This window comes from Lujinxingia litoralis, assembly GCF_003260125.1.
GTDB classification, from domain to species: Bacteria; Myxococcota_A; Bradymonadia; order Bradymonadales; family Bradymonadaceae; genus Lujinxingia; species Lujinxingia litoralis.
Genome location: NZ_QHKO01000011.1, coordinates 107513 through 122895 on the forward strand (window position 1 = coordinate 107513; position 15383 = coordinate 122895).

Here is a 15383-nt window from a genome sequence, read left to right on the forward strand (position 1 = left end):
TTAGAAGAAGAGCCCCCGCTCGATAAGCAGGGCTTGAGCGCCCCGGCGTTGGGTGTCCATGGCCTGGACTGCGTCGCGGCTGGCCTCAAAGAAGCTCAAAAGCGCGTCGGTCTGCTCCTCCACAGGGGTGTCTTTATTGAACCTCTTGGATGCCATCTCAACTTGATTCACTTGCGGCAGCGTCTCGGGAAAAGTGTTCTGCTGGATGCCGGAAAAGAGGTTGACGCTCTTCTCCAGCCCCATGTTCAGGGTGCTGGTAAAGGCCTCCTGGTCCTGGCGATCCTCCTCGAGCTTGTCGATGCTGTCGGTCAAGTCCACGCGCATATCCTCAATGTCCTGCTGGCCCGATTCGATGAAGCTGGAGAGCGCGCCGTCGAGCAGGCGCATCCCTTCCACGGCCACCCGGTCGGGCTGCAGGCTCATGTCGATCTCGCCAGTCATGGCGACAAAGTCGACGTAGGCCTGGACCTCGGGAGTAAGTGCCGGGCCGCCGCCGATGTTCTCCTCCATCTCCCCGGTGCGCGGCCGCTGGGCCTCGGCGCCCATCTCCATCTTGTCGATGTCTTCAGAGGCCATCTCATCCTCAATGGCCTGCTCCTCCATCATACGATCTTCCATGGCCATGTCCTCGTCCATCCGACCGAGCTCCTCGTCGTAGGCCATCTCATCTTCCATCATCATCGGCTCCTCGAAGGAGTCGTTGACCGGGGGCGCGCCCTCGTACTCTTCGGCCGAGGCCCGGGCGTCCTGCATGGAGTCGGCCATCGAAGAGATGGTGTCCGAAGCCGTGGAGAAATAGGCGTTGAGCGCGGCGTCCTGCGAGGCCAGCCCCTCATTGATATTGAGCATTTCGGCGGCCTGGCGCAGGGCCTGGACGCTGGCCTGATGCTCGGGGAACTCGGCCTGCTGGATGGCAGTCAGGAGCATGGCGCGGTCGTAGAACGCGGTGCGCACCATCTCGACGTAGTTGTCTTTTTCGGTATCGTCGAGCTCCCGGCGCTGGTCGCTCAGGCGCTTATGCTCGTCGTTGAGCACCTGATTATCATCGGGGATGAGCTCGGAGATGGCCTTGTCCATCTTATCGACGCCCTCGCGGACGTACTCCCCGTGGTTGGAGATGCCCTCGTTTTCGGTCTTCTGAATGAAGGTGCTGAACTTATCGGCCGAGGCCTTGGGCTCATCTTCTCCGACCCCGGGCACCCAGTCGAACATGGAGTCTTCGCCCTGGTTTTCTTGCTGCTCGGTGGTGTCCTGTGCGAGCAGGGGGTAGGAGGCCGGCACCAGCTGCGGGGTCAAGGCGCTGGTCTCCCCGCTGCGGGAGAGGGCCATCTCTTCGACCACCATGGAGGCCTGGCGGAGGTAGTTCTGGAAGCCTTCCTGCTGGTCGGCGATGTTGGCCTGGGGATCGATGTTCTGGGCGATCTCCATGAGTCGATTGGCGCCTTGAGCCTGACCGGGATAGGCATCGAGTTGCACGGCGGTCAGCAGCTGGGCGCTTTCCATCAGGATATCGTGGGCCTGCTGGGAGTAGTCATCTTTTTTGTAGTCGCCGAGCTTGCCCAGGCGCCGCTTCCAGGAGTCGTGGCGATCTTTGAGGACCTTGTTCTCCTCGGGGATCAGGGTGGCCAGGGCATCACTGAAGTGCTTGGAGCCATCTTCGATGTATTTGGCGATGCCCTTATCCATGTCCTTCTGGGTCAACTCCTCGTCGGGGTTGTAGGGGGCTTCGCTGTCAACGAATTCGGTAAAGGCCCGCACATCTTCATCGACGCTGGGCGCGGCCTGGGCCTGCTCCTCGCCCTGAGAGGGCGTGGTGGGCTGGGCCTGATCCGGCGCGGTGCCGGTGGAGTCAGAACCCGAGGGCTGATCGGCCGGCGGGTACTGAGCGTAGTGATTGGGCGAGTCGGTATCGGGGCGTTCCTGGGCGCTCAGCGGAGCGCTCAGCGTCAACCCGAGCGCGGCGGCCAGGTAGGCCGCGGTGCGCAGCAGCTTTTGTTGCCGGATAGCGTTCATACCTGCACTCCTCACTTCATAACGTCGCGGATGAACGCGCAGGTCTCTTTGATCCCATCCATCCCAAACCTGCGCGCTGCGGATGACTGCCGGGTCCGGGTCTAAGTGCTCCCGAACATTAAGAAAACGTAAGCGCCCGGAGTCCCCCTCCAAACGCCCCGGTAGAAGATGGCGGCCCGGAATCGGGCGCGTCTTTTCGCCGCGGAGGTGGTGATTACGCTTCTGCCCGATGCCGACAGTAAAGAAGCGAATCGGGGGCGCCGCCGGCCGGGGATAAGGGGGAGGGCACGTGTCGATCTGGGAGGCAATCTATGTTCATCCGGCTCACCATCCGGGGGCGGCCTGGTTCTCGGTGCTCCTGGTGCTGGGGGTGGTGCTGCGTCGGCTGGGCTTTTTTTATGCGTTTGTGATCGCCGCGCTGGCGATCACCGCGACCGATGCGATGGTCACCGGCGGATGGAGTCAGCTCGGCGGGGCCGAGCACCCGGTGTACCCCGGGCTGGCCTGGCTCTTTGTGATGCTGGGGGATTTTCGGGTGTTTCTGCTGCTGGAGCACTACCGGCGGCCCGCTGATCCGCGGCGCCTGGGGCCGCCCCGGGTCTGGATCGGGGCGCTGGGATGGACGCTGATCGCCTCGCTGGTCGTCGGGGTGATCAGCATCAGTGGCGACTTCTTTGCCGCGTCGATGCGTCGGCTCTACCTGAGTTATGAGCTGGTGGCTGCGGCGGTGGTGGGGGCGGTGTGGCGCTGGCGGGTGGTGCGGGCGCCGGGGATAAGCGAGCCGGTTCGCCGCTGGCTGTGGCGAGTCAGCGCGTTTGTGGTGGTGCAATACGGGCTGTGGGCGGCGGCCGACGGGGTGATTCTCTGGGGGATGGAGTTCGGCCACCTGCTCCGAGTGATTCCCAACCTGATGTATTACGCGCTCTTTGTTCCTTTTGTCGTCTGGAGCGCGCCCTCGATGGAGGAGCTTCAATGAGGCGACTGTGGCAGCGCGTGGCGTGGGTCGTGGCCTTCGGGGCTGGCCTGATGGTGTTAAGCTGTGAGTCTCCCGCCGAGCGGGCCGCAGAGGGCGCCGAGGGGGCGGAGCTGATCTTTGCGCGCGACGAGCAGGAGGTTGCCCGCATGCCTATCCCCCGCGGACCGGCCGAGCAGGTCACTGTGGAGGACCCGTACTTCGAGGCCACCAAGACCTTTCGGGCCGTGCCGCTCTTGCCGCTCTTGATGGAGGCCTACTCCATGAGCTCGGCAGAGCTGGCGCGCTACGACTTTACGCTGGAGTCCATCGACGGCTACGCCGCACCCATTCCCGGGGCCCGCCTCACCGAGCCCGGGGCCTACGTGGCCTTTGAGGACGTGGAGTACGCGCCGAACTGGGAGCCTATTGGACCGGCCGATGCCGATCCGGCGCCGCTCTATCTGATCTGGATTCATGATCATCAGGACAACACCAGTATCTATCCCCGGCCCTGGCAGCTGCGTCGGGTGACGATCGTCTCGCAGGAAGCTTCGCGAAAGGTCACCGCCCCGCTGGGCCTGGCCGAGGATCATGAGGCCTGGGCCGGCTACGAACTCTTTCAGACGCGCTGCGTGATGTGTCATGCCATCAACCGCAGCGGCGGGCGAGTGGGGCCGGAGCTGAATCTGCCCATGAACATCACCGAGTATCGGGAGCGCGAGCAGACCCTGCGTTTTATTCGCAACGCCCAGGCGTTTCGCTACAGCCAGATGCCGGCGTTTGAAGATCTGAGCCCGGCCGAGCTCGCCAGCCTCTGGAGCTATCTGGAGGCGATGCGCGAGCGAAAAATCCACCCGGAAGAGGCGGCGAAGTCGGATCGTGACGCCGCGCAGGAGTCGCCATGAGCGTGCATCCCGAACCCCTGATCGCGTCGGTGGAGCTGGTCGCGGAGCGCTGTCGCCAGATCCCGCAACTTCTGCGTGAGCAGGCCCGTCGGCCGCCGGGCTGGCCCCTGAACTCGGTGCCGGCCTCCGAGGTGCTCACCACCGGGGTGGGGCTCTCGGAGGGGCCGGCCCGGGTGCTGGCGCACCTGGTACGCGCGCGGGTGGGCATCGCCTCGCGCTTTGTGCCTTTGTCGCGCTTTGCGCTGGGGCCGCCGGCGGTCGAAGCGAGCACGGTGGTGGTGTTCAGCCAGGGGCTCTGCCCCAACGCGCGCCTGGGCATGGAGGTGGCCGCGCGCGCCGAAGAGGCGCTGATCATCACCGGGCTGGAGGCCGACGAGCTGGTGGAGCGGTGCCCCGGGCTGGCGAAACCCTGCCGCGAGGGAAGAGTGCGGGTGCTGACCATCGGGCCGGTGCGCGAAGACCGCCTCTTGCTCCGGGTGCAGGCTCCCGCGGTGGCCACGTTCACCGCGTTTCAGCTCGCCGACGCGCTGGCTGAGAAGGTGGGCGCGCCGCGCTTTGGTGTGGGGCTTCGCGAGGTTCCCGAGACGGTCGCCGCGGTGATGGAGCGCGAACTTTCGCCCTCGCCACTCTCTCCCGGGCACTGGCTGGGACAACCCATCGCGCTGGTCGGCGCCGATGAGATGGTATCCCTTCTGCAAGGAGGCAGCTGGAAGTTAATGGAGGGGTTGTGGCGAGCGCTGCCGCCGGTTTTTGAGGCGCTGCAGTACGCGCACGGGCCCTTTCAGGCGTATTTTGGCAAGCCCCTGCATCTGGTGGCGTTGTTTGCCGGAACGAGCCCGGCGCTGCGCGAGCTGGGGGGCCGCCTCTCCGAGGTTGCCCGGCGTGCCGGGCATACCCTGGAGGTGGTGTGGGCGGTGCATGCCGATGAGCGGTCGCTCTTTGAGTTTGACGCGGTGCTCAACCGTCGCCTGATCGAAGCCTTGCATACCGTGGATCGCGACTTAAGCCGTTGGCCCGGCCATGGTCAGGACGGCCCGCTCTACACGTTTGAGCAGAGCTGGCCGCCCCGATGATCGCCGGCGCGCGTTACTTCGTGTTGTCGCGCGGCGGCAGCGTGGTCGGTGCCCGAAGATCGGGGTAGGGCTCGAAATTCGGCAGTTGGACCGGGGCAGCTTCGAGCATGTGCAGCGCGGTTTCGATGGCTTTTTGGAGCTGCGGATCGTCGCCTTTGAGATCGGCCTGCGGGGGCAGTTCGACCTCGACATCGGGCTCGGTTCCCCAGTTTTCGACGGCAAAGCCCACATCTTCGAACCAGAACGAAAACTCCGGCTGGGTGGTCACGCTGCCATCGACCAGGGCGTGACGTGGCCAGATGCCCACCACCCCGCCCCAGGTGCGTTTCCCCAGGAGAGGGCCGAGCTTCATCAGCTTGAAGGTGTGGCTGAAGATGTCGCCATCGCTGCCTGCATGTTCGTTGGTCAGTGCGACCAGGGGGCCGGCCACCGATTCGGCCGGGTAGGCCATGGGCTTGCCCCAGCGCTGCAGGTCGAAGCCCACCTGCCGGCGCGCTAACTTCTCCAGGATGAGCTGGCTGACGTGGCCGCCGCCGTTGTGGCGCACGTCGACGATGAGGCCTTTGCGGCCATTTTCGCTGAGGTAATGGCGGTGGAATTCGGCGTAGCCGGCCGGTCCCATGTCGGGGATATGCACGTAGCCTATCTGCCCGCCGGTGGCCTCATGCACCCGGGTGCGGTTGAGGTTGACCCACTCGCGGTAGCGCAGCTCGGCTTCGCTGCGCAGCGCCCGGGTGGTCACCCGACGCGGAGCGCTCTGACCGTCGCCCGCCGCTACCACCAGCTCAATGTACTGACCGGCCTGATTGACCAGGCGCTCTTCCACGCTCTGCTGCGCATGGACCGGGCGGGCGTTGATCGCCAGCACCACATCGCCCTCACTGATGTTGAGCCCCGGGCGAGCCAGCGGCGAGGAGTGCGCCGCATCCCAGGTATCGCCGCGCAGGATGCGTTCGATGCGGTAGGCGCCCTCAAATCGCTCCGGCTCCTCGCTCAGGCGCCAGTCCGGATCCCAGCGCAGCGACGCGCCCAGAAAGCCCGGCGAGTACTGAGGCTGTCGCGGATAGTCACCGCCGATCTCGTAGGCGTGGCTCGTGCCCAGCTCGCCCTGCATCGTCCAGACCAGGTCGGAGAACTCGCTGCGGCTGGAGACCCGGGGGAGCAGTCCGCTGTAGCGCTGCCAGATCTCATCCCAGGAAACCCCGCCCATATCTTCGCGCCAGAAGTGGTCGCGCATCAGCCGCCAGGCCTCGCGCAGCATCTGGTGCCATTCCTGCAGCGGGTCGACCTGAACCGAGAGCCGGCCCAGGTCAATGTAGCCCGACTCCCGGGAGGGCTCGTCGTCATCTTCGTCGCCGGCGCTCTCCGCCGATGCGCTGACGACTTGAAGACCTTCTTCACCCCACAGGGCGATCGTCTTGTGGTCCGGGCCGATCTCAAAGGTGCTGACGCCACGGGCGAAGGTCTTTTGCTTCTGGGACTTCAGGCCGAAGTAGCGAAGCACCCCGGGAGCCTCATCCTGGTCGCCGCCGGAGAGGGCGCCCAGCACCGGGTACACCGTCCAGAAGACGCGTTCTTCGGTGGCTGCCAGGTCGCCGTAGTTACCATCGCGCACCGGGAAGACTTCCACGCGCTTGGCGATGCCCTCCAGATCGATGCGGATGGGCTCGGGACCCTCGTCATCGCTGGCGTTGGGAGCATCATCGTCGGTGGTCGATGCTTCCGACGCCGCTGTCTCACTGCTCGCCGAGGCATCCTCGCCATCGCCTTGTGCGGTGCCGGTTTCCGGGGTCTCGTCGCCGGTCGCATCCTCGGAGGCGCTCTCCTCATCGTCGTCGCCGTCGTCGCCGCTCAAGGGGCGAGGTTTTTGCAAAAAGAGCGAGTCGGCGTCGGCCTGCAGGGTGACCACGCAGGGTTTCATGCCGCGCGGAAAACTCAGCTCAAAGAAGAGCTGATCGTAGACCGGATCGAAGTGGCGGTAGCTCAAAAAATAGAGGTAGCGCCCGGCCGGGTCGAAGGCCGGCTGCACATCCTGAAACTCGCCAGGGGTGATTTCGTGCAGAGCGCCCGATTCCAGCTCGGCCAGCTTGATCTGAGCGGTGCTGAAATGGGTGAAGAAGCCGTAGGCCGCGAAACGACCATCGGGGCTGAAGCTGATGCCCTGGATGCGCGCGTATTCGCTGCGATCGATCACGCGGCAGGCGCCGGTGCCCAGGTCTAAGTGCACGAGTTGATGGCGGTGGTTGGCAAAGAGCGCCACATCGGCCACCGGAGAGATGACCAGATCGACGGGGCGCCCGATGGCGAAGTCGCCGGTGTCCACCGGTTGCGCCGGGCGCGAGCCGTCGGCGGTGTGAATCTCAAAGCGCTCTTCGCCGCCCTCGTCGCTGACCATCAGCAGGCGTTCGCCGTCGTTGAGGTAGCGCGCCAGGCGGTAGCGCACGCCCTGCTCGCGGCCGGTCTGGCGCACGGCCCCTTCCCAGGCGCCCATGTTGAAGGCTTTGCCCCGGGTGGTCAGCGCCAGGGAGTGGCCGCGCGGGTGCAACGAGAAGTCGTCGAGAAACTCTTCGGCGTCGACAAAGCGGCGATTGAGGTGGGTGCGTGGCGAGGCGTAGTCGACCTCGATCCGATGCTCCTCACCGGTGGCCAGGTCAAAGCGGTAGAGCTCCCCGGCCACCGTGTACACGATGGTCTGGAGATCGGCCGAGGCGAAGCGCACGTAATGGCCCAGGTGATCGGTATGACGCTGGAGATCGTCTCCCGAGGGCAGGCAGGAGTAGAGGTTGCCGTGGCCCTGGTAGTCGCTGATGAAGTAGATGCGGCCCGCGCGCCACAGGGGGCGGCAGAGGCCGGCTGTGATCTCGGGCAGGAGACGTTCCCACTGGTCGTCGCCCTGGCGATCGATCCAGAGCACACCGGCGGTGCCGCCGCGGTAGCGTTTCCAGCGGGCCAGGTCGTCGGCGTGGCGAGCCAGCACGCGACCGGGGCCCGAGGGCTCAAAGCTCAGTCCCTGGGCTCCTCCCAGGGGCAGGCGCAGGGTGGCACCGCCCTGACGAGGCACCTCGTAGAGGCCGAGCTGCCGGGTGAAGGATTCGCGCAGGTTGGAGCTGAAGAGGACCCGCTCGCTGTCCGGACTCCAGCCTACCACCGAGGCCCGCGACGCCCCGTTGAAGGTGAGCTTGCGGGCCGGACCACCGCGGGCGCGCATCACGTACACCTCGGGACGTCCTTCGTCGGTGGCGGTGTAGGCTAACCACTGCCCGCAGGGGGAGAAGGCCGGGTTGCTGACCTGACCTCGTGAGCCGCTCAGGCGGCGGGCAAATCCGCCACTTAAGGGCACTTCCCAGAGGTCGTCTTCACTGACAAAGACCACCCGATCGCCGGAGACGGTCGGGTGGCGGTAGTAGCCCTGTTCGTGGGGCTGAAGATCAAGGGGGGCCAGAAACACATCATTCATGCGCAGCACGCTCGTCGCGAAGTCATCCGTCTATCGTAAAACCAGGGGCCAAGAGGCCAGACAGCTCTATTGCATGCGGGGGGCAATTTCAATCGCGTCCGGAGAGTTTTGACGCGCTGCGGCAAGAGATACGCGCACTTAGCCCGGTTGAATAGGGCTTGTGGCGCTGGCGTATCACGTTAGTATCGAGCGATCCTGTAGCGTGTTCTACGTCGCCGAGGCGGTCTGTTTAGCGTGAACGCCGCGCGGCCCTCATCTCTGTGCCCGACCCGACTAAGGAGGTTTTCATGCGTCATTGCCGAACCCTGGTGTTGCTGATCCTGATGCTTGCGTTCAGCGCACCGGCTTTTGCCCAGCAGAATGGCCGGTGGGAACCGATGGGCGAGTCGGACGGTGTGGCGATTTCGCGCATGCAGGTGGAGGGCTCGTCGGTCTTTGCGTTTCGCGGGGAGATTGTGGCCGACGTGCATATCGGGAAGCTCCTGACGGTGTTTGCCGACGGCAACCAGCGTCGCCACTGGGTCGATCGCTACGATGAGCACGGCACGCTGGAGCGCGGGGAGTTGAGCGAGCGCTACTGGATCCGCTTCGGGTTACCCTTTCCGATCAAGGATCGCGACTATGTGCTGCAGACCGAGGGGCGCCTGGACCAGGCCAATCAGGTCTTTGTGGCCTCGATCGAATCGGTGGATGATGCGCGCCGCCCGGAGAATGACTGCTGCGTGAGGGCGATGACCTACTCGACCTACTATCGGTTTGAGGCGTTGGAGGGGGAACGTACGCGCATGATCGTGGAGGTCCACACCGACCCGAAAGGGCTCTTGCCCGACTGGCTGGTCAACCGCATTCAGCGCGACTGGCCCTCGAAGACGCTCGGCGGGCTGATCCGTCAGGCCAAGAAAGGAGACCAGCCGCTCTACGGTCCGGTGGCCGACTGGCATCGCCCTTGAGGGAGTGCCGCGGTTACGTGCTGGCCGGGGGGCTCGCCCGACGCCTGGGACAGGATAAGGCGCGGGCGGAGATCGCCCCCGGGGTGGCGCTGATAAACTGGGTCTGTGGGCGGCTGAGCCCACCGATCACGAGCTGGACGGCGGTGGGCGCGCGGGCGGGGCAGTTTGAGGACCTGGGGGTGCCCACCCTGGGGGATCGCTGGCCCGGGCAGGGACCGCTGGGGGGCATCGCCACCGCGGCGAATGAGGCGCAGGCCGGCTGGTTTTTTGTGACGAGCTGTGACGCGGCCTGGGCCCGGGGCCGGTGGGTAGAGCTCTTGTGGGAGCAGCGGCAGGGGCCGGCGGTGGTCTTTGAGCACGAGGGGATCGTGGAGCCGCTTTTTGGCTGGTATCGCGGCGAGCTGGCCGAGCCCCTGGCGCAGGCGCTGGAGGCCGGTCATCGTTCGGTCTGGCGCTTTTTAAACGAGGTGGGGGCCACCCGGGTGGCTGCGCCCCGGGGGTGGGTGAGCGGGCAGGGGATCAACGATCCTCAAGACCTGACGCGGGCGCAAACCTTCGCGCAAAAGATTCTCCGGGCGGATCGTTGACTGAGCAAAAACGTGTTTAAAGTTGCTGGCATCGCGACACCGACGAAGTCCAGGCAGGGGGTGTCACGGCGCTGTACGCAGGCCTGTGCCTCGGAGTGAGGCGAGGACCTTCTGCGCCGCGATGGACCGCGCTGTACCTTGAGCCCATGTCATCCGCCGAGCGAGGAGACTTCTGACTATGCAGCCTTCCACCGAAGAGCATCGCAGCCCCGATGCGATCACTATTCTGGGCGATGTGGCCCCCGGTTATGAACGCATCTTAAGCGCGGAGGCGCTCGCGTTTGTGGCCGGGTTGCATCGGGAGTTTGAGCCGCGTCGGCGCCAGCTTCTGGCCGAGCGACAGCGCCGTCAGGAGGCGATCGACGCCGGCGCCAACCCGGCGGCGCCGGCCGACACCCGTGCCATTCGCCAGGGCGACTGGCAGGTGGCCCGGGTGCCTCAGGACATGCAGCGGCGCGTGGTCGAGATCACCGGACCGGTGGAGCGCAAGATGATCATCAACGCTCTCAATTCCGGCGCCGACAGCTTCATGGCCGACTTTGAAGACGCCACCTCCCCGACCTGGGCCAACGTGGTGGAGGGGCAGAACAACCTCTTTGATGCGGTGCGCCGCCAGATCGACTTTCGCGACGAGGCGCGGGGCAAGGAGTACAAACTTCGTGAGAATCCGGCCACGTTGATGGTGCGTCCGCGTGGATGGCATCTCAATGAGAAGCATATCCAGGTCGGCGGCATGCCCATTTCGGCGAGCCTCTTCGACTTCGGGATGTACTTCTTCCACAACGCGCAGGAGTTGGTGCGACGGGGCAGCGGGCCTTATTTCTACCTGCCCAAGCTGGAGAGCCATCGGGAAGCGGCGTTGTGGAACGATGTCTTTGCCCTGGCTCAACAGCGCCTGGGGCTGGAGCAGGGCACGATCAAGGCCACGGTGCTCGTCGAGACGATTCACGCGGCCTTTGAGATGGAAGAGATTCTCTATGCGCTACGTGAGCATAGCGCGGGGCTGAATGCCGGCCGCTGGGATTATATCTTCAGCGTGATCAAGACCTTCCGGGCGCGCCAGACCGTGGTACTTCCGGACCGGGCGCAGATCACGATGACGGTGCCCTTTATGAAGGCCTACGCCGAGCGTCTGGTGCACATCTGCCATAAGCGAGGCGCTCACGCCATCGGTGGGATGGCCGCGTTCATTCCCTCGCGCCGTGATCCCGAGGCGAACGAGCGAGCGCTGGCCGCGGTACGTCGTGATAAGGATCGCGAGGCCTCAGACGGCTTCGACGGCACCTGGGTGGCGCATCCGGACCTGGTGGAGGTGGCCCGTGAGCCCTTTGAAGCGGTGATGAAAGGCAAGCCGCATCAAAAGGAACGCCGCCGGGAGGTCAGCGCGGTCGCCGAACAGGAGCTGCTTAACTTTCGGGTGCCCGAGGGCAAAGTCACCGAGGCAGGGCTGCGCACCAACATCAACGTGGGGCTTCAATACATTGCCTGGTGGCTCCAGGGCCTGGGCGCGGTGGCGATCTACAACCTGATGGAAGACGCCGCCACCGCCGAGATCAGTCGTTCGCAGATCTGGCAATGGCTCCACCGACCCGATGTGGTCCTTGAAGATGGTCGCTCCGTCGACCGCGAACTCTACGATCGCCTGGTTGATGAGGAGCTCCTGGCGATTCGTGAGGTCATGGGAGCCGAACGTTTTGATGCACTTCCCTTTGAGCGCGCCCGTCAGATCTTTGACGAAGTGGCGACGTCCGAAGATTTCGTGGAGTTTTTCACGTTGGTGGCCTATGAGGCGATTTAAGCCTTGAGGTCGTTGAGCTCGCAGAGCTCTCTTTTTCCAGGGCCGCGACGTCGTGGCGCGGCTGTGCTTGATGCGCAGCCGCCTTCGGCGGCCTGTTCTCCCCCGATTCCGGATTTGAACAGGAGCAGCATATGAATCCCCCTCAGAATTCGACCGAGATGGAAGCGCAATGGGAGCACGACCCTCGCTGGCGTGGTGTGCAGCGCCCCTACACAGCTTCGCAGGTCTTTAAACTTCGGGGCAGTGTGCCCATCGCCTACACCCTGGCCGAGCGCGGCGCTACCAGGCTGTGGGAACTCTTTCATGAGCGCCCCTTTGTGCGCTGTCTGAGCGCGGTCACCGGCAATCAGGCCATCCAGCAGGTGCAGGCCGGGCTGGAGGCCATTTACATCAGCGGGTGGCAGGTTGCTGGTGATGCCAACAGCGCGGGCTGCGTCTATCCGGACCAGAGCCTTTATCCAGTGGACTCGGTGCCTGCGTTGGTCGAACGGGTGAACCGCGCACTGCAACGCGCCGATCAGGTCTCGCATATTGAGGGGCAAACGCCGCGGGACTGGTTTGCGCCGATCGTGGCCGATGCCGAGGCGGGCTTCGGGGGCAATCTCAACGCTTTTGAGCTGATGAAGGCCATGATCGAGGCCGGGGCGGCCGGAGTGCACTTCGAAGATCAACTCTCGTCGGCCAAGAAGTGCGGTCATATGGGGGGTAAGGTCCTGGTCCCCACCAGCGAGTTTGTGCACAAACTCATCGCCGCTCGCCTGGCCTCGGATGTGATGGGGGTGCCGACGGTGCTGGTAGCTCGTACCGATGCGCATTCGGCCAATCTGCTCACCAGTGATATCGATCCTCAGGATCGCTCCTTTATTCAGAGCGAGAAGGGACGCAGCTCCGAGGGGTTCTTTACCATTCGGGGCGGGTTGGAGTTTGCGATCGCACGTGCGCTGGCCTACGCGCCCTACGCAGACATGCTCTGGTGTGAGACCTCCACGCCGGATCTGGGGGAGGCCCGAGAGTTCGCCCAAGAGGTGCACAGGAAGTTCCCCGATAAGCTGCTGGCCTACAACTGTTCGCCCTCTTTTAACTGGCGGCAAAATCTGGATGAGCCCACCATCGCCAGTTTCCAGGAGCAGCTTGGAGAGATGGGGTATGCGCTTCAATTTGTGACGCTTTCGGGATGGCATTCTCTGAACGCCGCGATGTTCGAGCTGGCCCGCGACTATCGTGAGCGCGGCATGGAGGCCTACTCACAGCTTCAGGAGCACGAGTTTGAGTTGGCCCGTCTGCAGAATTACAGCGCGGTACGCCATCAGGCTTTTGTCGGGGCCGGCTATTTTGATGAGGTGCAACTCACCATCACCAGCGGCGAGTCGCAAACGGTGGCCATGCGCGGCTCCACCGAAGAAGATCAGTTTTGATGGCGACGAAGGGTGTCGCCCCGGAGTGAGGGGGCGGGGGTGGTGGCCAGTGGCCACTGCCGGTGTTGCCCGCGTGAAGAGAGACACGCGTGAGGAGCCGGGAGTGGGGTTCTCCCGGCTCCCGGCAACACCGAGATGAAGTGCCGTCGTGTGATGCATCGGTCGCCTGAAGTCCCGGTTCGGCAAGGTATAGCAGGAGAGCTGGCGCTTGTGAGGAGCGGCCAGGATGGCCGCGGGAGGCTGGGACCAGGTCCTCCTGGTTGGTTAAGTCAGGCAGAACTCCATTCACACCGAGCAGGCTCGGCACTCAGGCCTTGATATGGGCCAGGTGCCCAACAGATTGTCGTATAAGTTGCCGTACAGATGGCCTGGGGGGAGCCGGGGCCCCTCTCAGGATGCGTTCCACGAGCACCTTTGGAGGGGCCCTTATCCATTGGCAAACTGCCTTCGCGTGGTTTGACACGCATTTTTGCGAAGACTACCTTCGGCGCGCCTTTCCCCCCTCCGCCGGAGCATACCCCGATGGCCGCACAACTCCCCCCCCATTCGCCAGAAGAGGCGATTTTGCTGGTCGCCGGGACCGGCAGCCGCCTCCGTCCATTGACCGCCGATCGCCCCAAATGCCTGCTCGAGGTGGGTGGGCAGGCGCTGCTTAAACGTCTGCTCGATCAGCTGGCAGAGGTCGGGATCAAGCGTGCGGTGCTGGTGACCGGCTACCTGCATGAGCGCATGGTAGAGACGGTCGCATCCTGGTCGCTCGGCCTTGATGTGGCGTTCGCCCCCAATCCCACGTTTGACACCGAGAATAACGCGATCTCGACCCTGGTGGGGATGCGCGAACTCAAAGGGCGCTCCTTCTTGCTCTGCGACGGTGACATTCTTTTGCGCCAGACCACCTGGGTGGCCGATCTCTTGCGGGATGAACGCGAAAACGTGTTGACGATGATTCGTTTCGACACGCTGGGGCACGAGGAGATGAAGATCCGACTGGGGCATCGCGAAGCGATTGAAGGCCTGAGTAAGGGGCTCGACCCTGCCAGCGCGCATGGTGAGTCGCTGGGGGTGCAGAAAGTCGGCCCCTCGGCCTTCAGCACATTGATCGAGCGGCTCTCAAGTCTCAATGACGAGGAGCGGGTGCGACTCTACTACGAAGACGTCTTTGCCGAGCTGATTCCAGAGGGCATTAAGTTCTTTGCGCGCGAGGTCCAGCCGGGAAGTTGGACGGAGATCGACACCGCCGAAGATCTTCAGATGGCGCGCGAACTCTACCAGAGCTGGAGCGAGGTATGAGCGTGACGACGTACCGCGAGCGTTTAAGTCAGGCGCTCGCCTTTAAGTCGCTGGATGTGGAAGAGCCGATCGATCGCTATTTTCATCGGCCGCTGGCCGCGGCGCTGGCCGCGGCGCTCATTCCCACCGGGCTCGGTCCGAATCACGTGACGCTGATGAGCCTGCTCTGCGGATGGACCGGTTCGGTGGCGCTGTACCTGGCGTTTTTCAAGGGCTGGGCCGGGGGGCTGGGCTGGGTTGCGGCGGCATTCTTTTTGTTTGGTGCGGTGATCCTGGACTGCGCTGATGGACAGCTGGCTCGGGCGCGTGGTGGTGGGACGCGTGTTGGCAGAATTCTCGACGGATTTGTCGATGTGCTGGTGCTCCTGCCGGCCTACGTGGTGATGGGCTTTGGCATACGGCATCTCTTCGGAAACACCTGGTTTGGTGTGGCCGCGGTGGCCGGGATCTCGACCTGGATTCACTGCATTATTTACGACAAGCTTAAGAACCTTTACCTGGCCCATACCATGCCGCAGGCCGGTGGTGGTGAGGGGACCGAGACGGTGGGGGCGGTACGGGCGGAGTTGGCCGAGGCCCGGGAGCGTGGCCAGCTTCTGGAGCGTTTTCTGCTCTGGGTCTACCTGGGCTATCTCCAGGTGCAAGAGCGTCTGGCCAGTGGCAGCACCGAGAAGCGTGGCGAACTCCAGGACCCGGCTGCGATCGAGCGCTACCGCGCCCGGCACCGTCCGGTGATGCGCCTGGCCAGTTGGATGGGGCTGGGCACGCATATGTTTGTGATCTACAGCGGCATCGCGCTGATGGCGCTGAATTCTGGAGCGGTGCTGGCGATGCAGGTGCTCCTGGCCACTGTCTTTAATCTGGTGATGGTCGTGGTGATGTGGCGCTCGCGCGGCTTTGATACGCCTGTTGCGACGCATCTCTAAGAGCAAGCCCGCGG

General features: G+C 64.3%; 11 protein-coding genes. 9 read left to right on the forward strand and 2 right to left on the reverse strand.

Annotated features, from left to right (window positions below; translation table 11 throughout):
* The gene (locus tag DL240_RS17495; protein ID WP_111731193.1) at positions 1–2013 is read right to left on the reverse strand and encodes a hypothetical protein; all 2013 of its coding nucleotides are present in this window, start codon (positions 2011–2013) and stop codon (positions 1–3) included.
* Positions 2014–2302: 289 nt separating this feature from the next.
* Between DL240_RS17495 and DL240_RS17500 the strand changes: the two genes are divergently transcribed.
* Genes DL240_RS17500 through DL240_RS17510 form a run of 3 tightly spaced genes read left to right on the forward strand, consistent with a single transcriptional unit; the run spans position 2303 to position 4946 of the window.
* Complete coding sequence (locus DL240_RS17500) at positions 2303–2989, forward strand: hypothetical protein (protein ID WP_111731194.1); 687 nt, start codon at positions 2303–2305, stop codon at positions 2987–2989.
* Entirely contained in the window at positions 2986–3873 is an 888-nt protein-coding gene (locus DL240_RS17505; protein ID WP_111731195.1) for a c-type cytochrome, read from the forward strand. Before DL240_RS17500 ends, DL240_RS17505 begins: the two co-directional genes overlap by 4 nt.
* Positions 3870–4946, forward strand: coding sequence for a hypothetical protein (locus DL240_RS17510; RefSeq protein ID WP_111731196.1), 1077 nt, complete (start codon positions 3870–3872; stop codon positions 4944–4946). Before DL240_RS17505 ends, DL240_RS17510 begins: the two co-directional genes overlap by 4 nt.
* 13 nt (positions 4947–4959) lie before the next feature.
* On the opposite strand, the gene DL240_RS17515 is transcribed toward DL240_RS17510, so the two are convergent.
* Positions 4960–8403: a S41 family peptidase gene (locus tag DL240_RS17515; protein ID WP_111731197.1), complete on the reverse strand. Its 3444-nt coding sequence runs from the start codon at positions 8401–8403 to the stop codon at positions 4960–4962.
* A 287-nt stretch (positions 8404–8690) separates the two neighbouring features.
* On the opposite strand from DL240_RS17515, the gene DL240_RS17520 reads away from it, so the two are divergent.
* From DL240_RS17520 to DL240_RS17545, 6 genes are all read left to right on the forward strand, one after another.
* Positions 8691–9353, forward strand: a complete 663-nt coding sequence (locus DL240_RS17520; protein ID WP_111731198.1) for an START domain-containing protein — start codon at positions 8691–8693, stop codon at positions 9351–9353.
* Positions 9350–9940: a molybdenum cofactor guanylyltransferase gene (mobA, locus tag DL240_RS17525; RefSeq protein WP_158542713.1), complete on the forward strand. Its 591-nt coding sequence runs from the start codon at positions 9350–9352 to the stop codon at positions 9938–9940. The genes DL240_RS17520 and mobA overlap by 4 nt, the downstream gene beginning before the upstream one ends.
* 178 nt (positions 9941–10118) lie before the next feature.
* Positions 10119–11738, forward strand: coding sequence for a malate synthase A (gene aceB, locus DL240_RS17530; protein ID WP_111731200.1), 1620 nt, complete (start codon positions 10119–10121; stop codon positions 11736–11738).
* 131 nt (positions 11739–11869) lie between these two features.
* Positions 11870–13153 carry an isocitrate lyase gene (aceA, locus tag DL240_RS17535; protein ID WP_111731201.1) on the forward strand — a complete coding sequence of 428 codons (1284 nt, stop codon included), beginning with the start codon at positions 11870–11872 and terminating at the stop codon, positions 13151–13153.
* Positions 13154–13675: 522 nt separating this feature from the next.
* The gene (locus tag DL240_RS17540; protein ID WP_158542715.1) at positions 13676–14443 is read left to right on the forward strand and encodes a phosphocholine cytidylyltransferase family protein; all 768 of its coding nucleotides are present in this window, start codon (positions 13676–13678) and stop codon (positions 14441–14443) included.
* Complete coding sequence (locus DL240_RS17545) at positions 14440–15369, forward strand: CDP-alcohol phosphatidyltransferase family protein (RefSeq protein WP_111731203.1); 930 nt, start codon at positions 14440–14442, stop codon at positions 15367–15369. The genes DL240_RS17540 and DL240_RS17545 overlap by 4 nt, the downstream gene beginning before the upstream one ends.
* Positions 15370–15383 lie beyond the last annotated feature (14 nt).